We start from the raw sequence: 21747 nt of genomic DNA on the forward strand, positions 1-21747 counted from the left end.
GCCTTTGCGTTTCTGCAGTGCTTGATCAGCTATGGCGGATCAGGTGGTCGAAGGCGCTCAGCGAGGCCTTGGCACCCTCGCCCACGGCGATGACGATCTGCTTGTAAGGCACCGTGGTGACGTCGCCAGCCGCGAAGATCCCCGGCAGCGAGGTCTGGCCGCGGGCATCGACGATGATCTCGCCGCGCGGGCTCAGCTCCACCGTGCCCTTGAGCCAGTCGCTGTTGGGCAGCAGGCCGATCTGCACGAATATGCCCTCCAGTTCGAGAGCGTGGAACTCGCTGGAATTACGATCCTTGTAAACCAGACCGTTGACCTTCTGACCATCGCCGGTCACTTCACTGGTCAGGGCGCTGGTGATCACGTCGACGTTCGGCAGGCTGTAGAGCTTCTTCTGCAGCACGGCATCGGCACGCAGTTGGCTGTCGTATTCCAGCAGGGTGACGTGGGCGACGATACCGGCCAGGTCGATAGCTGCCTCGACACCGGAGTTACCGCCGCCGATCACCGCCACGCGCTTGCCCTTGAACAGCGGGCCGTCGCAGTGCGGGCAGAAGCACACACCCTTGGCCTTGTACTCCTGCTCGCCGGGTACGCCCATCTCGCGCCAGCGTGCGCCGGTGGAGAGGATCACGGTCTTGGCCTTGAGCGACGCACCGTTCTCGAACTTCACTTCGTGCAGGCCGCCTTCGCTGCTGGCAGGTACCAGCGCCGAAGCACGCTGCAGGTTCATCACGTCGACTTCGTATTCCTTGACGTGCTCTTCCAGAGCGCGCACCAGTTTCGGGCCTTCGGTCTCCTTCACCGAGATGAAGTTCTCGATGGCCATGGTATCGAGCACCTGACCACCGAAGCGTTCGGCGGCTATAGCAGTGCGAATGCCTTTACGTGCGGCGTAGATGGCCGCAGCAGCGCCGGCCGGGCCACCGCCGACCACCAGCACGTCGAAGGCTTGCTTGGCGCTCATTTTCTCGGCGTCGCGGTTGGCGGCACCGGTATCGATCTTGGCGAGAATTTCCTTCACGTCCATGCGGCCGGACGCGAAGACCTCACCGTTCAGGTAAATGCTCGGCACGGCCATGATCTGGCGACGCTCGACCTCTTCCTGAAACAACGCGCCGTCGATGGAGACGTTGCGGATATTGGGGTTGAGCACTGCCATCAGGTTCAGTGCCTGAACCACGTCCGGGCAGTTCTGGCAGGAGAGCGAGAAATAGGTCTCGAACTCGAACTTGCCTTCTATGCTCTTGATCTGCTCGATGGTCTCGGCATCCAGTTTGGACGGATGGCCGCCCACCTGCAGCAATGCCAGCACCAGCGAGGTGAACTCGTGACCCATGGGGATACCGGCAAAAGTCAGGCCGATATCCGCGCCGGGGCGCACCAGCGAGAACGACGGGCGGCGGGCATCGCTGCCGTCGGTCTTCAGGGTGATCTTGTCGGTCAGGCCGACGATGTCTTCGAGCAGGCCCTGCAGCTCCTGGGATTTCGCGCTGTCATCGAGGGACGCGACGATCTCGAACGGCAGGGTGACCTTTTCCAGGTAGGCCTTCAACTGGGCTTTAAGATTGGCGTCCAACATGGCGGAAATTCCTCAAATACGAAAATTCGGGCAATAAAATGCCCGGACGGATCGCGCCCGGGCATCGGGCACCACAAGGGCCGGTAATGGCCCAAACAGCGCAGGTAGCAATTGCAAAACGGAATTCAGAGCGTCGCGAGCGACGGCTAGGCAAGGCGTAATCTGGCGAGGGCGCGGAGTGTACTGAAGTACATGACAAGCCCGAGTCTGATTACAACGCTGCCTAGCCGAGCGCAGCAGCTCTGAAGCCGTTTTTAGATCTTGCCAACCAGGTCCAGCGAAGGAGCCAGAGTGGCTTCGCCTTCTTTCCACTTGGCCGGGCAAACCTGACCCGGGTTGGCGGCGGTGTACTGGGCGGCCTTCAGCTTGCGCAGGGTCTCGGAAACGTCACGAGCGATTTCGTTCGAGTGGATTTCCAGGGTCTTGATCACGCCTTCCGGGTTGATCACGAAGGTGCCACGCAGAGCCAGACCTTCTTCAGCGATGTGCACGCCGAAAGCGTTGGTCAGCTGGTGAGTCGGGTCACCGATCAGCGGGAACTGAGCCTTGCCAACGGCAGGCGAAGTTTCGTGCCAGACCTTGTGCGAGAAGTGGGTGTCGGTGGTCACGATGTAGACCTCGGCACCGGCCTTCTGGAACTCGGCGTAGTTGTTGGCCGCGTCTTCGATTTCGGTCGGGCAGTTGAAGGTGAAGGCAGCCGGCATGAAGATCAGTACGGACCACTTGCCTTGCAGGCTCTGCTCGGTGACTTCGATGAATTCGCCGTTGTGGAAAGCGTTGGCCTTGAACGGCTGAACTTGAGTATTGATGAGGGACATCTCTGACTCCTTCTGAGGTTTCTGTGAGGGTTAGAAAATCTACGGTCGCTATATTAGCTACCTAACGGAAAAAAGCTTATTGATTACGACCATGATATCGATTGAATGCACCAATCGATGTGGCAGCCTGCGCCAGACGCGGGCTGCAGCGCTGGATCAGACCAGGCTGGGGTCAATCAGCAGCGCAAGTTTACCCGCGACTTGATTACCAGCGAGTGTCTCGAACGCCGCTTCACTGTCTTTGAACGCAAAACTGCGCTCCAGTTGCGGCTTCAATCGCCCTTCGGCGAACAGCGGCCAGACCTGCTGCTGCAGGTCGCGCAACAGGTCGGCCTTGAACTGGTCATCACGATTGCGCAGGGTCGAGCCGATCAGCTGGATGCGCTTGCCCAGCACCTGAGCCAGGTCCAATGTGGCCTCGCGCCCACCCATCAAGCCAATATTGATCCAACGACCATCGCGGGCCAGCAACTCCAGATTCAGTGCCGCATAGTTCCCGCCGACCGGATCGAGAATCACGTCGAACGGCCCGAAATCACGCAATGCCTGCAGATCCTCGCCGCGCAGGGCGCCACCCTGAGCGCCTAGCGCCTCGCAGTAGGCCAATCGCTCGGCAGAGCCAACGCTGACCCAGCACGGATTGCCGAACGCCTTGCACAGCTGGATCGCCGCCGAACCCACGCCGCTGGCACCGGCATGCAGCAGGACTTTCTCACCCGGGCGCAGGGCACCGAGCTGGAACAGGTTGAGCCAGGCCGTGGCGTATACCTCCGGCACCACCGCGGCTTCGGCCAGGCTCAGCCCCTCGGGCACCGGCATGGCGTGGCGGGCATCGAGCACCACCTCTTCGACCATGCCGCCGCCGGCGAGCAGGCAACAGACCCGATCCCCCACCTGCCAGGCGCTACCGGCGCCGACCTCGACAACCACCCCGGAACACTCCAGCCCCAGCGCCTGGCTGGCACCAGGCGGCGGTGGATAAAGCCCGGCACGCTGCAACAGGTCAGCCCGATTGAGCCCAGCGGCAGCCACCTTCACCCGAATCTGCCCCGCATCACAGGCCTGTGCCGGTTGTTCCAGCCACTCTGCACGCCCTTCGACGCCTTGCAATGCCTTCATGCTGCCTCCATAGTGCAAGTGAACCGAGCCCAGCGCTGACCGCTGGGCTTTTGCCTAGCGCCAACGGAACCTGGCGCCCTCAGATGCGGCCTAATATGCGTTATCAACTGCCACTACGTCGAATCAGCATGAAGCGATCTCTAGCAAGCACCGCCCTCGCCCTCGTACTCGGCTTCAGTGCCCTGCCGCTGGCGGCCAAGACCACCACAGCGACCAATTGGGACTACCTGCAGCCGGATCGTGACCAGGTGATCGCCAGTCTCAACGTAGTGGAACTGCTCAAGCGCCACCACTACAACAAGCCGCCACTCAATGACGAGCGTTCGATTCAGATCTATGACAACTACCTGAAGTTGCTCGATCCGTCTCGTAGCTATTTCACCGCGGCCGATATCGCCGAATTCAACCAGTGGCGCACCAAGTTCGACGACCTGCTGAAAAGCGGCGACCTCGAACCAGGCTTCACCATCTATCGCCGTCACCTGACGCGCCTGCAGGAGCGTCTCGACTTCGCCCTGGCCGAGCTGGCCAAGGGTGTCGACAAGATCGATTTCAGCGTCGACGAGGACCTCCAGGTCGACCGTGAGAAAGCGCCCTGGGCCAAAGACCGCGCCGAGCTCGACGAGCTGTGGCGCAAGCGCGTCAAAGATGAAGTGCTGCGCCTGAAAATCGCCGGCAAGGAAACCAAGGACATCCAGGAGCTGCTGACCAAGCGTTACAAGAACCAGCTCAAGCGTCTCAAGCAGACCCGTGGCGAGGACGTATTCCAGGCCTACATCAACGCGTTCGCCACCACTTACGACCCCCACACCACCTATCTGTCGCCGGATAACGCGGAAAACTTCGACATCAACATGAGCCTGTCGCTGGAAGGCATCGGTGCCGTCCTGCAAAGCGATAACGAGCACGTCAAGGTGGTACGCCTGGTGCCTGCCGGCCCGGCCGAGAAGAGCAAGCAGATCGCACCGGCCGACAAGATCGTCGGCGTTGCCCAGGGCAACGATGAAATGGTCGACGTGATCGGCTGGCGCCTGGACGAAGTGGTCAAGCTGATTCGCGGCCCGAAAGGCTCCACCGTGCGCCTGGAAGTCATCCCGGCCAGCAATCCGCCCAGCGACCAGAGCAGCAAGGTAGTTACTATCACCCGTGAGGCGGTCAAGCTCGAAGAGCAGGCAGCGAAGAAGAAAGTGCTGCACCTGACCCAGGATGGCCGCGACTACAAGCTCGGCGTGATCGAACTGCCGGCCTTCTACCTTGACTTCAAGGCTTTCCGCGCCGGCGACCCGAACTACAAGAGCACCACTCGCGACGTCAAACGCCTGATCGATGAGCTGCGCGAAGAGAAAGTCGATGGCCTGGTCATCGATCTGCGCAACAACGGCGGCGGCTCTCTGCAGGAAGCCACCGAGCTGACCAGCCTGTTCATCGAACAGGGCCCGACCGTATTGGTGCGCAATGCCGACGGCCGTGTCGACGTGCTGGCCGACGAGAACAAGGGGATCTACTACAACGGCCCTCTGGCCGTACTGGTCAATCGCCTGTCCGCGTCAGCCTCGGAGATCTTCGCCGGTGCCATGCAGGACTACCACCGCGCACTGATTCTCGGTGGCCAGACTTTCGGCAAGGGCACGGTGCAGACTATCCAGCCGCTCAACCACGGCGAGCTGAAGCTGACCCTGGCCAAGTTCTATCGCGTCTCCGGGCAGAGCACCCAGCACCAGGGCGTACTGCCGGATATCGCCTACCCTGACGTCATGCACACCAAGGACATCGGCGAGAGCGCCCTGCCCGCGGCCATGCCCTGGGACAGCATCCGCCCGGCAATCAAACCGGAGCTGGACCCGATCAAGCCGTTCCTCAAGCAACTGCAGAGCAAGCATGACCAGCGCACCGCGCACGATCCGGACTTCCTCTTCACCCGCGCCAGCATCGACCTGTCGAAACAGCTGATGGCCGAAACCACCGTTAGCCTGAATGAGGCGAAGCGCCGGGCACGGCAAGCCGATATCGAGGCCAAGCAGCTCAAGCTGGAAAATGATCGCCGCGTTGCCAAGGGCGAGAAACCGCTCGCGGCGCTAGCCAAGGAAGATGAAGACGCGCTGCCTGTCGAGGACAAGGGCACACCAGAGGACGATGCCTATCTCTCGGAGTCCGGGCATATCCTCATCGACTACCTGGGGCTGAACCCATCCCTGGCGCTGCATTGAGGCGTTTCCACTAGCGTCATCAAATCGTCATCGAACTGTCGTGAAATGAAGGGCCGGCCATCGCCGGCCCTTTCGTTTCCGGCAGATCGAGAACACCATGACCGTCACCGAGCAGTTGAGCGCACTGGGAAATATCCTTGCTCACGGCGACCTCAGCAGTCTGTTCCAACCTATCGTTTCGCTGTCCGAACAGCGCATTCTTGGCTACGAGGCGCTGACCCGAGGCCCCTCCAACAGCCCGCTGCACTCACCCTTGACCTTGTTCGCCGTGGCCCGCCACGCAGGCCGCCTGAGCGAACTGGAAATGGCCTGTCGCAAGAGCGCCTGCAAAGGCTTCAGTGCACTGGGCCTGGGCGGCAAGCTCTTTCTCAACGTCTCGCCGGAGTCGCTGCTCGACCCCCGCCACCAGCCGGGACGCACCCTGAAGTTGCTGCAGGCCTTCGGCATCCCGCCCAGCCAGGTGGTGATCGAACTCACCGAACAGTCGCCCACCGAAGACTTTGCCCTACTCGACAATGCCCTGCATCACTATCGCGCCATGGGCTTTTCCATCGCCCTGGACGACCTCGGCGCCGGCTATTCCAGCCTGCGCCTGTGGTCGGAGCTGCGCCCGGACTACGTGAAGATCGATCGCCACTTCATCGACGGTATCCACCTGGATGCGGTGAAGCGCGAATTCGTCGGCTCCATCCTGAAAATGGCCGAAGCCTCGCGCGCCCAGGTGATCGCCGAAGGGATCGAACTGCCCGAAGAGCTGGCCGTGCTGACGGAGATGGGCGTTGACCTGGTACAGGGCTACCTGCTCAGCAGGCCGCAGGAAAAACCGCCACGCGATGCGCGCCAACTGCTGCCTCAGGTGATGAGCAACCAGACCAGTCTCAGCGAAGACAATCATGACCTCAGCGCCCTGCTCAACGAGCAACCAGCGGTCGACCAGCACACGGCCATCGCCGAGGTGCTGGATGTCTTCCGTGCCCAGGCCAACCTCAACTCTCTCGCCGTGCTGGATGCGCAGCACCAGCCAGTCGGTATCGTCCACCGCCATTCGCTGTCCGAAGCGCTACTCAAGCCATTCGCCACCGATCTGTTCGCACGCAAACCCATAAGCCGCCTGATGAGCCAGGACTTTCTCGCTGTTGAGCTGACGCAATCACTGCAAAAGGTCAGCCGCCTGCTTACCAGCCGGGCGCGCCAGCGCATCGAAGAAGACTTCATCATCATCCAGAATGGCCGCTATCTGGGCCTGGGCAGGGTGATCGACGTACTCAAACTGATCACCGAACAGAAGCTGCAGCAGGCCCGTCACGCCAACCCGCTCACGCTGCTGCCAGGCAATGTACCGATCCAGCAATGCCTTGGCCGTCTGCTGCAGCAGCAGCGCGAGGCGGCGGTGTGCTATGTCGACATCGACAGTTTCAAGCCCTTCAACGATCTCTATGGCTATGCCAAGGGCGACGAGGTGCTGCTTTGCCTGGCGCAATGCCTGAACGACCGAGTCGACCCGGCGCGCGATTTCGTCGGCCACATCGGGGGGGACGATTTCATGCTGGTACTTGGCTCGACGCAGTGGCGCGACAAGCTAGGCAAACTGATCGAGGACTTCCAGAATCAGTGCCGACGCTTCTATCGCGAAGAGCATCTGCAGGCCGGCTGTTTCATCGCCCACAATCGCCACGGGCAGCGCCAGGAATATGCACTGCTGTCGCTTTCGATCGGCGTGGTACACGTGAGAACGCAAGACTGCGCACAGCTCGATGCCTCGCGCCTGGCGGAGCTGGCCTCCGAAGCCAAGCGCCATGCCAAGGCCGTTCCCGGCTACAGCCTGCATATTATCGAAGGCTCAGTGGCCTGAACGAGCGCCGTGCTGCGCCATGGCGGCATAGCGCTCGGCGGTTTGCGCATCCGGCTCCAAGCCGCAAGCCCCCTCGCGATAGAGCTGGCTCAGGCGGCTAGCAGCCAGAGGATGGCCGGCCGCCAGCGCCATCTCCCACCAGCGCACCGCTTGCATGGCATCCGGCGCCTGGCGAGTGTCACCCTGCAAGGATTGCACGCCCAGCTGATAGGCGGCCTTGCCATCCCCGCCATTGGCCGCCAGGCGCAACAGCCTCAGCCCTTCCTCGCGCGCCCCGAGACCCTGACCACGAAACAGCAGGATGTGGCCATAGAAGCTCTGTGCACGGGTATCACCAAGATTGGCCATGCGCCCGTACTGGCCTTGCATCCATTGCCATAGACGTGGCTGACGCAACGCCGCAGGCCAATGAAACAGGCGCCGAGCCAGCCAATAGCCCAGCTGCGCACGTAACTGCCAGAGCCACCTAGACATCGGCGGGATAATCGAATTCGAACACCCTGACCACTTCGGCGGCATGCCAGGAAGCAGCGGCCACACCGTCGGAGGCACCGCTGAAACGCCCCAGACGGGTGACACAGTCGAAGAACCCGGTGCGCGGCAGGCGGCTGGCCCCCTGGCTGATGACCAGGGCGCTGCGCAGCGGTCGTTCAGCGCGCGCATCCAGTGCGGCCAGGTGCTCCAACGCAGCAGTCAGGGTCTGCATGGCCGGCGTCGGCAAATCGAGTCGCTCGATCAGTGCCCGATAGGTAAGCAGATGGCGCTGACGGCGCGCGTCGTCCAGTTCGGTCAGCAATGCCTGCCAGTGTTGGCGACTGATACGTACACTCAAGACCAGCCCTCCAGCCCCAGTTCCCAGGCCAGCGAGCGCAGAATCGCGGCATCGGGTTGGCGCTCGCCACTCTCGATCATCGCCAGGTAGTGCGGGCTGATCCCGACACTGCGCGCCAGGCTCTCTGCCGCCAGCCCTTTGGCCTCTCGCAGCACGCGAAGCTGATCGAGCCCTGGCCGCTGCGCCTCGACAACCCGCGCAGCTGCGCTGGGCGCTGCTGCAGGTTGGCGCCCAGCGGCCTGCAACAAGGCCTGATAGTCAGCCCAGGGCAGCACCGCATATTCCGGCTCGCCATCACGGGCAATGATTTGCACAGTCATGAGTCTCTCCGTTGGAAAGCAGGGCCGACGACCTCGACCCCTTCCTTGTAGCGGCCATCTTAACAGGCGTGTAGCGCCAAGGGCGTGATCTATACTGCCAAGGTATGAGCACGGTTCCCATGGCCGGATCACGCGGGAGCGGCGCCTGATATCTGCACGTGGGAGTCGTCTTGAGAACGTACTGCGCATTGTCGCTGGGCTTGCTGAGCAGCTTCGCTAATGCCGAGAGCCTGCTGTGGGGTTATGGCCCGGCCGACACCATGCCTTATGTGGGCGTTGAGCAGCAGCAGGTGCAATATGGGCTGGCTCACAGCCTCGGCCAGGAAATAAGCAAACGCTTCGGGCTGCCCGTTGAGTTTCGCGAAACCCCCAACAATCGCCTGGAACCCTACCTGCAACAGGGTCGCCTGCACCTGATCTGCAACAGCAACCCCGAGTGGGTCAGCCAGCCGCAGCAGTATCACTGGTCACCGCCGCTGTACGACGAAGAAGACGCCTTGCTGCAGCGTACGGACCAACCGGAGCTGACCGACCTGAACAGTCTCTATGGCAAGGTGCTGGGTACCAGCCTCGGCTATACCTACAGCCAACCTTTGATGAACGCCTTAGCCAGCGGCCAGGTCAGCAGGCAGGACGTGCGCGACCTCGAGACCAGCCTGCACATGCTCGACAAGGCGCGGCTGGATGCAGTCATCGATATGCGGCGCAACCTGGCCTACAAGCTCGCCCAGCACCCGGAGATGCACCTGCGCTTCAGCCCCTGGGTGGTGCAGCGCTATCAGGTGTACTGTGCCTATAGCCGCCACCTGCCCATTGCAGCCGAGCGAATGGACGAGTTTTTTCAGGAACTACGTGATCGACATCTGATCGACCGCTGGCGGGATGAAGCCTTCAGGAGTTCAGCGGATCGACCCGTTCAGCATTCGGCAGATGCTCAATGAGCGCCAGGCGCTCCGGACTCTGCTCGTCGCGCCACGCCTTGAAGGCTTCCAGCTCGCCACGCCAGGTACGCATCACCCAGGCCAGAACGGCCAGGTCATCGACGAAGCCAACGCCAACCAGCCAATCGGGGATGGCATCGAACGGGGTGATGAAATACAGCAGTGCAGCCACCACCATCAGCAACGCCTGACTGCTGATCTGCCGGTACTCACCCTTGAACCAGGCCAGGCTGAGCGCACGCAACAACTGCAGATCCTCCTTCAGAGCGGCGAAGCGTTGTCCTTGTGGCGTGCGCTTGTCACCGACGGCACGGAGCAACTCAGGCAACCTGCCCTCGCGTAGAAAGCGGGCAGCCAGCGGCAGGTAACGGGTCAGTTTCCAGGGAGTTTTCATTCGACCTCCTCGGCAACCCAGGCGCTATCTGGGCTTGCCACGCTTACCCACAGAAGCTGTGGATAAATCTGTGCAAAGACTTTCGACAAGCTTATCAAAGCCCCATGGCACGGGGCCCCGGCTCAGATCGGATATTTTTTATACAGCATATAAAATCCATTAAAATCAACAAGTTGCTGATTGACACGAGCAGTGCTCGGCGGTAGTGCAAACTTGTTAGGAATGCTTCCCATAATGTGCATAAGCGTAACACCCCGAACGTCACGAACCTGCCGGTCAATCCCTGAAACGAAAACGCCCCGTCAAGACGGGGCGTTTTCATCGAGCAACGAGTGTTACTGCTCGGTCGGCTCGGTCTGCTCGGCAGCCGCCTGGTCCTTGATGCCGATCAGTTCCAGATCGAACACCAGCACCGAGTTGGCCGGAATTGCCGGGGACGGGCTCTGCTCGCCGTAAGCCAGCTCGCTGGGGATGTACAGTTTGTACTTCTCACCAACGTGCATCAGCTGCAGACCTTCCACCCAACCCGGGATCACGCCACCGACCGGCAGGTCGATGGGGGTGCCACGAGCGACGGAGCTGTCGAAGACACTACCATCGGTCAGCTTGCCTTCGTAGTGAACGGTCACTACGTCGCTTTCCTTCGGCTGGGCGCCGTCGGTCTTCTTGATCACTTCGTATTGCAGACCGGAAGCGGTGGTGACGACACCTTCACGCTTGCCGTTCTCTTCGAGGAATTTCTTGCCTGCTTCAGCGGCTTCCTTGTTCAACGCAGTCATGCGCTCTTGCGCACGGTTCTGCAGGAAGGAGAAGGCCTCGACCATCTCTTCATCCTTGATGCGCGGATCCTTCTTCGCCAGCGCGTCCTCGATACCCTGAGCGACGGCCTTGGAATCCAGATCGTCCATGCCTTCCTCGGACAGACTGCGGCCCATGTTCAGGCCGATGCCGTAGGAGGCTTTCTGCGCAGGGCTCTTGAGTTCGACTTCGCTGGTTTGCGAATCGCAACCGGCAAGCACCAGGCCCACCAGGGCAACCGCTGCCGCCAAACGATGCTGTTTCATGCTTGTTCCTTGTAGATGCGCCCGAAGGCCGTCGTGTGAAAGCGCGAGCTTAGCAGTACGCCGCAATCACTGGCTACGGCATAGGAGCCGTGCGATGCGCATAAGTTCAAGCAAACAAAGGGATTTTTCGAAAAAATTCGGCGGACGCCGAGATGTTGTCACAGGAGGGGATGAAGCGAGGAAAAGAATGGCGCAGCGGACGGGACTCGAACCCGCGACCCCCGGCGTGACAGGCCGGTATTCTAACCGACTGAACTACCGCTGCGCGTAACTGCGAGATTGGTGGGTGATGACGGGATCGAACCGCCGACCCTCTGCTTGTAAGGCAGATGCTCTCCCGGCTGAGCTAATCACCCTTCACTCTCGAAGTGGGGCGCATTCTAGAGAGCGATCCGCACCTTGGCAAGCCCCCTTCGCAAAAAAATTTACCGGCGCAGCAAGAACTTAGGCGCTACCGGCGAATTTCCTGCAGGACTCGTTGTCAGGGTTGGCCTGAGCACGCCAGCGGAGAATAATGCGCGCTCTGTGTCGGCGGTTGCCGTTGTTGGCCCGCCACCCTTATCCGTCGCTGCGCGCCGGCTTTCCTCGAAGCAATTGCCCAAGGACGGCGCCGCCCCGCGACTTCATCATCAATGGAGAGTCACCCGCCCATGTGGTTTCGTAACCTGCTGGTCTACCGCCTCACTCAGGACATCCCTTTCGACGCCGAAGCGCTGGAGACAGCACTGTCGAGCAAGCCGGCACGTCCCTGCGCCAGCCAGGAGCTGACCACCTACGGTTTCACCGCCCCCTTCGGCAAAGGCGCGGATGCTCCGCTGGTGCACGTCAGCGGCGACTTCCTGCTGATCGGCGCGCGCAAGGAAGAACGCATCCTGCCGGGTTCGGTGGTGCGTGATGCACTGAAGGAAAAGGTCGACGAGATCGAGAACACCCAGATGCGCAAGGTGTACAAGAAAGAGCGCGACCAGATCAAAGACGAGATCGTCCAGGCCTTCCTGCCGCGCGCGTTCATCCGCAAATCCGGCACCTTCGCCGCCATCGCGCCGAAGCAGGGCCTGATCCTGGTCGACAGCGCCAGCGCCAAGAAAGCCGAAGACCTGCTTTCCACCCTGCGTGAAGCCATTGGCTCGCTGCCGGTGCGCCCGCTGTCGGTGAAGATCGCGCCGACCGCTACCCTCACCGACTGGCTGAAGAACCAGAGCGCTGCCGAAGGCTTCTTCGTGCTCGATGAGTGCGAGCTGCGCGACACCCACGAAGACGGCGGTGTGGTGCGTTGCAAGCGTCAGGATCTGACCAGTGAAGAAATCCAGCTGCACCTGTCCACCGGCAAGCAGGTCACCCAGCTGTCGCTGGCCTGGCAGGACAAGCTGTCCTTCGTGCTCGACGACAAACTGACCATCAAGCGCCTGCGCTTCGAGGACGTGCTGCAGGAACAGGCCGAACAGGACGGCGGTGACGACGCCCTGGCTCAGCAGGACGCCAGCTTCATCCTGATGATGATGACCCTGGTGGAGTTCCTGCCAGAGCTGTTCACCGCTCTGGGCGGCGAAGAGATTCCGCAGGGCATCTGATGAGCCGCAAGGTGGATGAGGCTTATCCACCACTCGGACAGACGGTGGACAAGCTTCGCGTTGTCCACCCTACCTGTTCAGACCAGCGACTCTAGGCTTTCGGTAAAGGCACTGGCCCCCTGCTCGGCTGGGCTGAAGTTGTGGCGCATGAAGGCGAACAGCTCGCGCCCACAGCCACTGGCCGGAGCAGGCCGCGCTGCCGGCTGGCGCGAGGCGAACTCGGCCTCGTCGACCTGCAGCAACAGCTCGCCGGTCTGGCCATCGACGCGAATCAGATCGCCATCGCGCACCCGCGCCAGCGGCCCGCCATCGAAGGATTCCGGGCAGACATGAATGGCGGCCGGAATCTTGCCCGAGGCGCCGGACATCCGCCCGTCGGTCACCAACGCCACCTTGAAACCGCGATCCTGCAACACGCCCAGGTAGGGCGTCATCTTGTGCAGTTCCGGCATGCCGTTGCAACGCGGCCCCTGAAAACGCACCACGGCGACGAAATCGCGCTCCAGCTTGCCCGCCTTGAACGCCTCGACCAGATCCAGCTGATCCTCGAAAACCAGCGCCGGTGCTTGTACCACCTGATGCTCGGGCGCCACTGCGGACACCTTCATCACCCCACGCCCGAGGTTACCCTGCATCAGGCGCAAGCCGCCTTCTGCCGAGAACGGCCGCGCCACGGGACGCAGCACCCCTTCCTCCAGGCTTTCGCTTGGCCCGTCGCGCCAGACCAGCTTGCCATCCTCGAGGAAAGGCTCCCGGGTGTAGCGCGACAAGCCACGCCCGGCCACGGTATTGACCTCTTCATGCAGCAGCCCGGCGTCGAGCAGCTCGCGGATCAGGAAGGCCATGCCGCCTGCGGCCTGGAAGTGATTGATGTCGGCCTTGCCATTGGGATAGACGTGCGCCAGGGTCGGTACCACTTCCGATAGATCGGCCATGTCCTGCCAGGTCAGCAGAATGCCAGCGGCGCGGGCGATGGCCGGCATGTGCAGGGTGTGGTTGGTGGAGCCACCGGTGGCATGCAGGGCCACGATGGAGTTGACCAGGCAGCGCTCGTCGACGATTTCGCCGATGGGCATGAACTGGCCGCTTTGCTTGGTCAGACGCGTAACCTGCTGCGCCGCCTCACGGGTCAGTGCATCACGCAGCGGCGTACCCGGATTGATGAAGGATGCACCCGGCAGGTGCAGGCCCATCACCTCCATGAGCAACTGGTTGGTGTTGGCCGTACCGTAGAACGTACAGGTACCTGGCCCGTGGTAAGCAGCCATCTCCGCGGCCAGCAGCTCGTCGCGCGTCGCCTTGCCCTCGGCATAACGCTGACGCACGTCGGCTTTCTCCTTGTTGGACAGCCCCGAGGTCATGGGCCCTGCCGGCACGAACATGGACGGCAGATGACCAAAACGCAGGGCGCCCATCACCAGCCCTGGCACGATCTTGTCGCACACCCCCAGGTACAGCGCAGCGTCGAACATGTTGTGCGACAGCGCCACAGCGGTGGACATGGCGATCACCTCGCGGCTGGCAATGCCCAGCTCCATGCCCGGCTCGCCCTGGGTGACGCCATCGCACATGGCCGGTACGCCACCGGCGAACTGCCCAACCGAACCCAGCTCACGCAGGGCCTGCTTGATCTGTTCAGGAAAGGTCTCGTAAGGCTGATGCGCCGACAACATGTCGTTGTAAGCAGAAATGATGGCCACGTTGGCCGCATCCATCAGACGCAAGGTCTGCTTGTCGTCACCACTGCAGCCGGCCACCCCGTGAGCGAAGTTGGCGCATTGCAGCTTGCCACGCTGCGGCCCCTCGCTGGCGGCGGCGCGGATCATCTCAAGGTAGCGCTGACGCGTGGCGCGACTGCGCTCGACAAGACGTTCGGTAACTTCAACAACGCGGGGATGCATGGGGAATCTCCAGGCTAGCAGCTAGCGTCTGTTTGTATTTACAACAAAATACTGCCACTCAGTGGGCTTGATTTCTAGAGCAATGGGCATAATCTTGTAATTCTAACAACAAATTTACGAGACCCTCGCCATGACACTACGAATCGCCATCAATGGCTTCGGCCGTATCGGCCGCAATGTACTACGTGCACTCTATACCCAGAATTATCGTCAGGACCTGCAGGTCGTGGCCATCAACGACCTCGGCGACAGCACCATCAACGCTCACCTGCTGCAGTACGACAGCGTTCACGGCCACTTCGCCGAAGAGGTCAGGGTCGACGGTGAAAGCCTGTGGATCAAGGGTGATCGCATCGCCGTCAGTGCCATTCGCAACCCGGCGGAACTGCCCTGGAAGAGCCATCAGGTGGATGTCGTGCTGGAATGCACCGGGCTGTTCACCGATCGCGACAAGGCCGCTGCGCATCTCGCCGCCGGTGCGCGCAAGGTCTTGATCTCCGCCCCCGCCAAGGGCGCCGATGCCACCGTGGTGTATGGCGTCAACGAGCAGGTGCTGACCCCCGACATGCAGATCATCTCCAACGCCTCGTGCACCACCAACTGCCTGGCGCCGGTCGCGCAGGTGCTGCACCGTGAACTGGGTATCGAACAGGGCCTGATGACCACCATCCACGCCTACACCAATGACCAGAACCTGTCCGACGTCTACCACAGCGACCTGTACCGAGCACGCTCGGCGACCCAGTCGATGATCCCGACCAAAACCGGTGCTGCCGAAGCGGTCGGCCTGGTGCTGCCGGAGCTGGCTGGCAAGCTCACCGGCATGGCGGTGCGAGTACCGGTGATCAACGTCTCGCTGGTCGACCTGACCCTGCAGATCAAGCGCGAGACCACCGCCGAGGAAGTCAACGCCCTGCTCAAGGCCGCCAGCGAGCAGTCGCCGGTGCTGGGCTACAACGCGCTGCCGCTGGTGTCCTGCGACTTCAACCACAACCCGCTGTCATCGATCTTCGACGCCAACCACACCAAGCTTAGCGGCAGGCTGCTCAAGGTCATGGCCTGGTATGACAACGAGTGGGGCTTCTCCAACCGTATGCTGGACAACTGCAGGGCCCTGGCCCGCCTTGACTGAACGAGGAGGCTCGATGAGCCGTATCAGCTTCACCCTTGCCCGGCTGCCGGCGCGCAAGCGTATCGCCCTGGTGGCGCATGATCATTGCAAAGGCTTCCTGCTGGACTGGTGCGAACGTCAGCGCGAGCGACTGGCCAAGCATCAGCTACTGGCCACCGGCACCACCGGCCTGCTTCTGAGCAAGCGCCTGGACCTGCCGGTGGAGAGCATGATCAGCGGCCCGCTGGGTGGCGACCAGCAGATCGGCGCGCGCATCGCCGAGCAACGCGTGGACATGCTGGTGTTCTTCTGGGACCCGTTCGAGCCACAGCCACACGACCCGGACATCAAGGCCCTGCTGCGGGTGGCTGCGGTGTGGAACATCCCGGTGGCCTGCAACGAGAGCAGCGCCGATTACATGCTCAGCAGCGCCCTGCTGGAGCAACAGCACGAGTACCGCATTCCCGACTACCAGGCGTATCTGGCAGCGCGCGGCTAAAAATCCACCTTGCCCCGTCCCGCCTTGATCGCCCCGCGCTTGCTCTTGCCATCCAAGCGGCGCTTTTTCGAGCCGAGGGTCGGCTTGGTCGGGCGGCGCTTCTTCTCCACCTTGCCGGACGTGCGGATCAACTCGGCAAGGCGCTCGAGGGCGTCGGCACGATTCTGCTCCTGGGTACGGTATTGCTGCGCCTTGATGATCACCACGCCGTCAGCGGTGATGCGACTGTCGGCAAACGTCAGCAGGCGCTCCTTGTAGAACGGCGGCAGCGACGACGCCTGGCTGTCGAAACGCAGATGCACCGCACTGGACACCTTGTTGACGTTCTGCCCACCAGCTCCTTGGGCGCGGATGGCGGTCAGTTCGATTTCTTCATCGGGAATGTGAACACTGTTGGAGACGATCAGCATGGCCATGTTTTCTTGAAGGTCATGATCATCAGGATACCTGTCACAGCTGTAATCTTTGCTTGAAATTTCCCCACGGCATTCGCGCGGCGCCTCGGCTAACGTAGCAGCCTGTCTTTTTCCGGAAGCACGTGATGGACTCCATAACCCAGGCAGTACTTGGCGCCAGCATCCAGGGCGCGCTGCTCGGCCGCTGGCAAGGGCGCAAGGCGCTGCTGTACGGCGCCATACTCGCCACCGTGCCCGACCTGGACGTGGTCATGGAGTACGGCGATGCCGTTGCCAACATGACCTACCACCGTGGTTTCAGCCACTCGCTGTTCGTCCTCAGCGGCTTTGCCCTGCTGCTGACCTGGCTGGCCAGGCGCTTTCGCCCTCACCCGGGATACTCGGCCAATCGCCTCCTGCTGACCCTCTGGCTGGTACTGATCACCCATCCGCTGCTGGACGCTTTCACCAGCTACGGCACCCAGCTGTTCTGGCCGCTGATGCCGACGCCCACGGCCTGGTCGAGCCTGTTCATCATCGACCCGCTGTACACCGTGCCGCTGATCGCCGCGGTACTGATCAGCCTGTTCACCGGGCTACGCGAACAGAGCTGGCGCGTGCCGGCTGTGGCGCTGGCGATATCGACGCTGTACATCGGCTTCAGCCTGGCCGGCAAATTCATGGCCGAACAGCGTGTGGAGCGCGAGCTGGCGCGCCAGGGCATCCAGGCCGAACAATTGTTCACCACACCAACGCCGTTCAACACCCTGCTGTGGCGCGTCATCGTGCTCGATGGCGAGGACTATCACGAAGCGCTGGTCGGCTGGTTCGACGACGAGCCGCCGCCGCTGCAACGTTTGCCGCGCGGCACGCACCTGCGCGAGCTGCTGGCGGATGCGCCCATGCACCAGAGACTGCAATGGTTCACCGGTGGCGTGCTGCGCTACGACCAGGTCGATGGGCACTTGATCGTCACGGACCTGCGTCTGGGCATGACCGGCTTCCACCCCTTCCGCTTCGACTTCGCTCAGCTGCGGGACGGCCAATGGCAGGTCCACGAACGTATCGACCGCCTGCCGTTCGAGCGCGGCGAGATCGAACACCTGGCCCTGCTGTTCAAGCGCATCTGGCACCCCGAGCTGAAGGTTCCACTGCTGGCCTGGGCCGGTGGACTGCAGAAACCGCTTTTAACTGAGACTCGCTCGCACTAACGGCGCTACTATCGGCGTCCAACCCTATTGAGGCAGGATGCCTGCAATGTTGTTTCGCCGCTTCGAATCCCTGATCGACGTCTTCAAACCCAGCCCCGACGTCGCTCCGCCAACCGGCATGCTGCGCTTCTACGGCCACTACCTGAAACAGGTATGGCCGCTGATGCTGGCAGTGCTGGTCATCGGCTTCTTCGCCGCCCTGATCGAGGTGGCGCTGTTCAGCTTCCTCGGCCAGTTGATCGACATGGCCCAGGCCAGCACGGATGCCAACAGCTTCTTCAGCGAACACCGGAACGAGCTGCTGTGGATGCTGCTGGTGACGCTGGTCATCCGCCCCATCGTGTTCGGCCTGCACAACCTGCTCACCCATCAGGCGATCAACCCGGGCCTGACCAACCTGATTCGCTGGCAGAACCACCGCTACGTGCTCAAGCAGAGCCTGAACTTCTTCCAGAACGACTTCGCCGGGCGCATCGCCCAGCGGGTGATGCAGACCGGCCCCTCGCTACGCGACTCGGCGATGCAGGTGATCGACGCGCTGTGGCATGTGGTGGTCTACGCCGGCAGCGCGCTGTACCTGTTCGCTGCCGCCGACCTGCGTCTGGTGGTGCCACTGGCCTTGTGGATCGTCGGTTACAGCGCGGCACTGTGGTATTTCGTGCCACGCATCAAGGCGCGTTCGGCTGCCGCCTCTTCGGCGCGCTCGAAGGTCATGGGGCGAGTGGTCGATGGCTACAGCAACATCGCCACGCTCAAGCTGTTCGCCCACTCGCAAGAGGAGGAAAGCTACGCCCGCGAAGCCATGCAGGACCTGCTCGAAAAATTCCGCCTGCAGTCGCGCACCATCACCGCACTGGATTTTCTCGTCACCTGCCTCAACGGCGTGCTGATCGTCGCCACTGGCGCCCTGGCCCTGTGGCTGTGGAGCCAGTCGCTGATCACCACAGGGGCCATCGCCCTGGCACTGGGCCTGGTGATCCGCATCAACAACATGGCCGAATGGATCATGTGGGTGGTCAACGGCATTTTCGAGAACGTCGGCACGGTGCAGGACGGCATGCAAAGCATCGTTCAGCCGCGCCAGGTGCTCGACCGCGCCAACGCCAAGCCGATCGAAGTGCAGCAGGGCAGCGTGCGCTTCGAGGACATCCACTTCCACTACGGCAAGCAGGGCGGCGTGATCAGCGGCCTGGACATTGCCATCGCACCCGGCGAAAAAATCGGCCTGGTCGGCCCCTCCGGTGCCGGCAAGTCGACCCTGGTCAACCTGCTGCTACGCCTGTACGACCTGGAAAGCGGCCACATCCTGATCGACGGCCAGGACATCGCCACGGTTACGCAGGAGAGCCTACGCGCCAACATCGGCGTGGTGACGCAGGACACCTCCCTGCTGCACCGTTCGATCCGCGACAACCTGCGTTACGGCAAACCCGACGCCAGCGACGACGAGCTCTGGGAAGCGGTGCGCAAGGCACGCGCCGATGCCTTCATCCCCACGCTCGATGACAGCCAGGGCGGACGCGGCATGGATGCGCAGGTGGGCGAACGTGGCGTGAAACTGTCCGGCGGCCAGCGTCAGCGCATCGCCATCGCCCGTGTACTGCTCAAGGACGCGCCGATCCTGGTGCTGGACGAAGCCACCTCGGCGCTGGACTCGGAAGTGGAAGCGGCCATTCAGGAGAGCCTGGACAGCCTGATGGAGGGCAAGACGGTGATCGCCATCGCTCATCGCCTGTCGACCATCGCCCGCATGGATCGCCTGGTGGTGATCGACCAAGGCCTGGTCATCGAAACCGGCACCCACGCCGAACTGATCGCCCGTGGCGGCCTGTACGCACGCCTGTGGCAGCATCAGACCGGTGGTTTCGTCGGGGTGGAGTGAAACGGTAGGGGGCTTCAGGCAGTAGGGTGGATGACGCTCTTTTCATCCACCATCGCGATCACAGAGCGGTGGACGGATGAAGCGTCGTCCACCGCTCTGTGATCACTCTGCAGCCGGCTTCTTGCGCTTGAGTGGCGCGCTGCCGTCTGCACTGACCAGACCTGACGGCTTGCCAGCCGGACGCGGGCCGGTCTTGCGCTTGGACGCGGTGGCCTTCTTCGGGTCTTTCTTCTCGGTCTTTTTCTTCTTGCTGCCGGCGGCCTTGCCGGAAGCCTTGAGGTTCTTCGGCCCCTGGTAGACGCCTTTGAGCTCCTTGATGGTGCGGCGCTCGAAACGCTGCTTGAGGTAGCGCTCGATGCTCGACATCAGGTTCCAGTCGGTATGGCAGATCAGCGATACCGCCAGGCCCTCGCCACCGGCGCGGCCGGTACGACCGATACGGTGCACGTACTCGTCGCCGGAGCGCGGCATGTCGAAGTTGATCACCAGATCCAGGCCTTCGACGTCCAGGCCGCGCGCCGCCACATCCGTGGCCACCAGCACCTTGACCGCGCCCTGGCGCAGACGCTCGATGGCCAGCTTGCGATCCTTCTGATCCTTCTCGCCGTGCAGTACGAAAGCCTTGATTCCGGCGGTCACCAGCTTGCCGTAGAGGCGGTCGGCCTGCACCCGGGTATTGGTGAAGACGATGGCCTTGTCGTAGGCCTCGTTGGTCAGCAACCAGTCGACCAGCTGCTCCTTGTGGTAGTTGTGGTCGGCCGTGATGATCTGCTGACGGGTGCCTTCGTTGAGCTGGCTGACGCTGTTGAGCATCAGGTGCTGAGGGTCCTTGAGGACCTTGGCGACCATCTCGCGCAGCCCGTTGCCACCGGTCGTGGCGGAGAACAGCAGGGTCTGGTGCGGGCCGCAGGCCTCGGCCAGGCGCTGGGCGTCTTCGGCGAAGCCCATGTCGAGCATGCGGTCGGCCTCGTCGAACACCAGCACTTCGACCTCTTCCAGAGGCAGGTTGCCAGCGTTGGCGTGCTCGATCAGACGGCCCGGCGTGCCAATCAGAATGTCGATCTTGCGCATGACCGCAGCCTGCACCTTGAAGTCCTCGCCACCGGTCACCAGGCCAGCCTTGAGGAAGGTGAACTGGGCGAAGCGCTCGACTTCCTTGAGTGTCTGCTGGGCCAGTTCGCGGGTCGGCAGCAGGATCAGCGCACGAATGCTCAGGCGCTGCTTGGAATTGCCGTCACCGAGCAGACGATTGAGCAGCGGCAGGACGAAAGCGGCGGTCTTGCCGCTACCGGTCTGGGCGATCACCCGCAGGTCCTTGCCCTCCAGCGCAGGCGGAATCGCTGCCGCCTGCACCGCAGTTGGCTCGACGAAATTTAGCTCGGCCACGGCTTTCAGCAGGCGTTCATGCAGGGCGAATTGGGCAAACACGGGGGCACTACCTCAAAGAAATCGACAAAACGGTGCATAGCCTAACGGTTTCCGCCGTCGGGGCCGAATTTCTTTGCATGAAACTCGCATTCAGGCGACGACGAACGGCAAAATCCGGGCAACATCCACAATGGGTGACGAGGAACCGGGAGGGCTAAGCTGATATCCAATCAGCACCAACCAAAGAGTCGTGCGCCATGACCAACAGAATTCAAACCACCCTCAGCATCGGCCTGTGCATCCTGCTCGCGGCATCGCCAGCGTTGGCCAGCCCACCTCCCGGCAAGGGCAAGCCAGGCCAGCACGACGACGGCGTACGTATCGACATGCGCGGCCCCAGCGTGGACATCGGCCAGGTGCGCATCATCCTTGGCGACAATCGTCAGCTGATCGGCCCGACCTCTTCACTTCCGCCTGGCATCGCCAAGAATCTGGCCCGCGGCAAACCACTGCCCCCGGGCATCGCCAAGAACTTCGACAGCCGCGTGACCTCGCGCCTACCCCATTACGACGGCTACGAGTGGAAGCAGATCGGCCGCGACGTGGTGCTGGTCGCTGTCGCGACGGGGATCATCTACGAAATCCTGCGCAACGTGCTGGACTGATCAGTTATCGCACAG

20 protein-coding genes and 2 tRNA genes are annotated in these 21747 nt (G+C 62.2%); 9 read left to right on the forward strand and 13 right to left on the reverse strand.

Translation table 11 applies throughout. The features are described 5' to 3' along the window. Nucleotides 1-25 precede the first annotated feature (25 nt). From ahpF to ACN8M7_RS18290, 3 genes are all read right to left on the reverse strand, one after another. On the reverse strand, nucleotides 26-1582 hold the full coding sequence (ahpF, locus tag ACN8M7_RS18280; RefSeq protein ID WP_490261697.1) for an alkyl hydroperoxide reductase subunit F: 1557 nt from the start codon (nucleotides 1580-1582) through the stop codon (nucleotides 26-28). 254 nt (nucleotides 1583-1836) lie between these two features. Beyond that, on the reverse strand, nucleotides 1837-2400 hold the full coding sequence (gene ahpC, locus ACN8M7_RS18285; RefSeq protein ID WP_061241701.1) for an alkyl hydroperoxide reductase subunit C: 564 nt from the start codon (nucleotides 2398-2400) through the stop codon (nucleotides 1837-1839). A 156-nt stretch (nucleotides 2401-2556) separates the two neighbouring features. Then, complete coding sequence (locus ACN8M7_RS18290; protein ID WP_490261698.1) at nucleotides 2557-3519, reverse strand: zinc-binding dehydrogenase; 963 nt, start codon at nucleotides 3517-3519, stop codon at nucleotides 2557-2559. Between the two features lie 128 nt (nucleotides 3520-3647). Between ACN8M7_RS18290 and ACN8M7_RS18295 the strand changes: the two genes are divergently transcribed. Both ACN8M7_RS18295 and ACN8M7_RS18300 read left to right on the forward strand, forming a co-directional pair. Next, a complete protein-coding gene (locus ACN8M7_RS18295) occupies nucleotides 3648-5726 on the forward strand; it encodes a carboxy terminal-processing peptidase (protein WP_197432216.1) in 2079 nt (692 codons plus the stop codon). A 97-nt stretch (nucleotides 5727-5823) separates the two neighbouring features. Then, nucleotides 5824-7578: a bifunctional diguanylate cyclase/phosphodiesterase gene (locus ACN8M7_RS18300; RefSeq protein WP_061241708.1), complete on the forward strand. Its 1755-nt coding sequence runs from the start codon at nucleotides 5824-5826 to the stop codon at nucleotides 7576-7578. On the opposite strand, the gene ACN8M7_RS18305 is transcribed toward ACN8M7_RS18300, so the two are convergent. Genes ACN8M7_RS18305 through ACN8M7_RS18315 form a run of 3 tightly spaced genes read right to left on the reverse strand, consistent with a single transcriptional unit; the run spans nucleotide 7567 to nucleotide 8730 of the window. Further along, a complete protein-coding gene (locus ACN8M7_RS18305) occupies nucleotides 7567-8052 on the reverse strand; it encodes an SEL1-like repeat protein (protein WP_061241710.1) in 486 nt (161 codons plus the stop codon). The two genes, ACN8M7_RS18300 and ACN8M7_RS18305, sit on opposite strands and share 12 nt — an antisense overlap. Continuing rightward, nucleotides 8045-8410: a hypothetical protein gene (locus tag ACN8M7_RS18310; protein WP_061241712.1), complete on the reverse strand. Its 366-nt coding sequence runs from the start codon at nucleotides 8408-8410 to the stop codon at nucleotides 8045-8047. Before ACN8M7_RS18310 ends, ACN8M7_RS18305 begins: the two co-directional genes overlap by 8 nt. Next, on the reverse strand, nucleotides 8407-8730 hold the full coding sequence (locus ACN8M7_RS18315) for a helix-turn-helix transcriptional regulator (protein ID WP_490261699.1): 324 nt from the start codon (nucleotides 8728-8730) through the stop codon (nucleotides 8407-8409). Before ACN8M7_RS18315 ends, ACN8M7_RS18310 begins: the two co-directional genes overlap by 4 nt. A 170-nt stretch (nucleotides 8731-8900) precedes the next feature. Between ACN8M7_RS18315 and ACN8M7_RS18320 the strand changes: the two genes are divergently transcribed. Beyond that, nucleotides 8901-9671 (forward strand): substrate-binding periplasmic protein, encoded by a 771-nt coding sequence (locus ACN8M7_RS18320; RefSeq protein WP_490261700.1) that lies wholly within the window; start codon nucleotides 8901-8903, stop codon nucleotides 9669-9671. Here ACN8M7_RS18320 and ACN8M7_RS18325 read toward each other — a convergent pair. The 4 genes from ACN8M7_RS18325 to ACN8M7_RS18340 all read right to left on the reverse strand — a co-directional run bounded on the left by ACN8M7_RS18325 (nucleotide 9622) and on the right by ACN8M7_RS18340 (nucleotide 11485). After that, nucleotides 9622-10065 (reverse strand): YkvA family protein, encoded by a 444-nt coding sequence (locus ACN8M7_RS18325; RefSeq protein ID WP_061241718.1) that lies wholly within the window; start codon nucleotides 10063-10065, stop codon nucleotides 9622-9624. The two genes, ACN8M7_RS18320 and ACN8M7_RS18325, sit on opposite strands and share 50 nt — an antisense overlap. Nucleotides 10066-10400: 335 nt before the next feature. Next, nucleotides 10401-11129, reverse strand: coding sequence for a BamJ family beta-barrel-assembly machinery protein (bamJ, locus tag ACN8M7_RS18330; RefSeq protein WP_490261701.1), 729 nt, complete (start codon nucleotides 11127-11129; stop codon nucleotides 10401-10403). Between the two features lie 188 nt (nucleotides 11130-11317). Then, a tRNA-Asp gene (locus ACN8M7_RS18335) sits at nucleotides 11318-11394 on the reverse strand. 15 nt (nucleotides 11395-11409) lie between these two features. After that, a tRNA-Val gene (locus ACN8M7_RS18340) sits at nucleotides 11410-11485 on the reverse strand. Between the two features lie 294 nt (nucleotides 11486-11779). Between ACN8M7_RS18340 and rdgC the strand changes: the two genes are divergently transcribed. After that, complete coding sequence (gene rdgC / locus ACN8M7_RS18345; protein WP_045734751.1) at nucleotides 11780-12700, forward strand: recombination-associated protein RdgC; 921 nt, start codon at nucleotides 11780-11782, stop codon at nucleotides 12698-12700. Between the two features lie 77 nt (nucleotides 12701-12777). Here rdgC and edd read toward each other — a convergent pair whose 3' ends face one another. Further along, nucleotides 12778-14601: a phosphogluconate dehydratase gene (gene edd, locus ACN8M7_RS18350; protein WP_490261702.1), complete on the reverse strand. Its 1824-nt coding sequence runs from the start codon at nucleotides 14599-14601 to the stop codon at nucleotides 12778-12780. 130 nt (nucleotides 14602-14731) lie between these two features. On the opposite strand from edd, the gene gap reads away from it, so the two are divergent. Beyond that, the gene (gene gap / locus ACN8M7_RS18355) at nucleotides 14732-15733 is read left to right on the forward strand and encodes a type I glyceraldehyde-3-phosphate dehydrogenase (RefSeq protein WP_490261703.1); all 1002 of its coding nucleotides are present in this window, start codon (nucleotides 14732-14734) and stop codon (nucleotides 15731-15733) included. Between the two features lie 13 nt (nucleotides 15734-15746). After that, nucleotides 15747-16211, forward strand: coding sequence for a methylglyoxal synthase (locus ACN8M7_RS18360; RefSeq protein WP_061241726.1), 465 nt, complete (start codon nucleotides 15747-15749; stop codon nucleotides 16209-16211). Here ACN8M7_RS18360 and arfB read toward each other — a convergent pair. Beyond that, the gene (arfB, locus tag ACN8M7_RS18365) at nucleotides 16208-16621 is read right to left on the reverse strand and encodes an alternative ribosome rescue aminoacyl-tRNA hydrolase ArfB (protein ID WP_490261704.1); all 414 of its coding nucleotides are present in this window, start codon (nucleotides 16619-16621) and stop codon (nucleotides 16208-16210) included. The two genes, ACN8M7_RS18360 and arfB, sit on opposite strands and share 4 nt — an antisense overlap. A 131-nt stretch (nucleotides 16622-16752) precedes the next feature. Between arfB and ACN8M7_RS18370 the strand changes: the two genes are divergently transcribed. Together ACN8M7_RS18370 and ACN8M7_RS18375 are read left to right on the forward strand one after the other, a co-directional pair. Further along, nucleotides 16753-17817 carry a metal-dependent hydrolase gene (locus ACN8M7_RS18370; protein ID WP_490261705.1) on the forward strand — a complete coding sequence of 355 codons (1065 nt, stop codon included), beginning with the start codon at nucleotides 16753-16755 and terminating at the stop codon, nucleotides 17815-17817. Between the two features lie 46 nt (nucleotides 17818-17863). Then, nucleotides 17864-19699, forward strand: a complete 1836-nt coding sequence (locus ACN8M7_RS18375; protein WP_490261706.1) for an ABC transporter ATP-binding protein — start codon at nucleotides 17864-17866, stop codon at nucleotides 19697-19699. Nucleotides 19700-19801: 102 nt separating this feature from the next. Here ACN8M7_RS18375 and ACN8M7_RS18380 read toward each other — a convergent pair whose 3' ends face one another. Continuing rightward, nucleotides 19802-21127 carry a DEAD/DEAH box helicase gene (locus ACN8M7_RS18380; RefSeq protein WP_061241733.1) on the reverse strand — a complete coding sequence of 442 codons (1326 nt, stop codon included), beginning with the start codon at nucleotides 21125-21127 and terminating at the stop codon, nucleotides 19802-19804. Nucleotides 21128-21324: 197 nt separating this feature from the next. Between ACN8M7_RS18380 and ACN8M7_RS18385 the strand changes: the two genes are divergently transcribed. Further along, complete coding sequence (locus ACN8M7_RS18385) at nucleotides 21325-21732, forward strand: anti-virulence regulator CigR family protein (protein ID WP_061241735.1); 408 nt, start codon at nucleotides 21325-21327, stop codon at nucleotides 21730-21732. Nucleotides 21733-21747: the final 15 nt, after the last annotated feature.

The organism is Pseudomonas spartinae (genome assembly GCF_965197125.1).
GTDB classification, from domain to species: Bacteria; Pseudomonadota; Gammaproteobacteria; order Pseudomonadales; family Pseudomonadaceae; genus Aquipseudomonas; species Aquipseudomonas composti_A.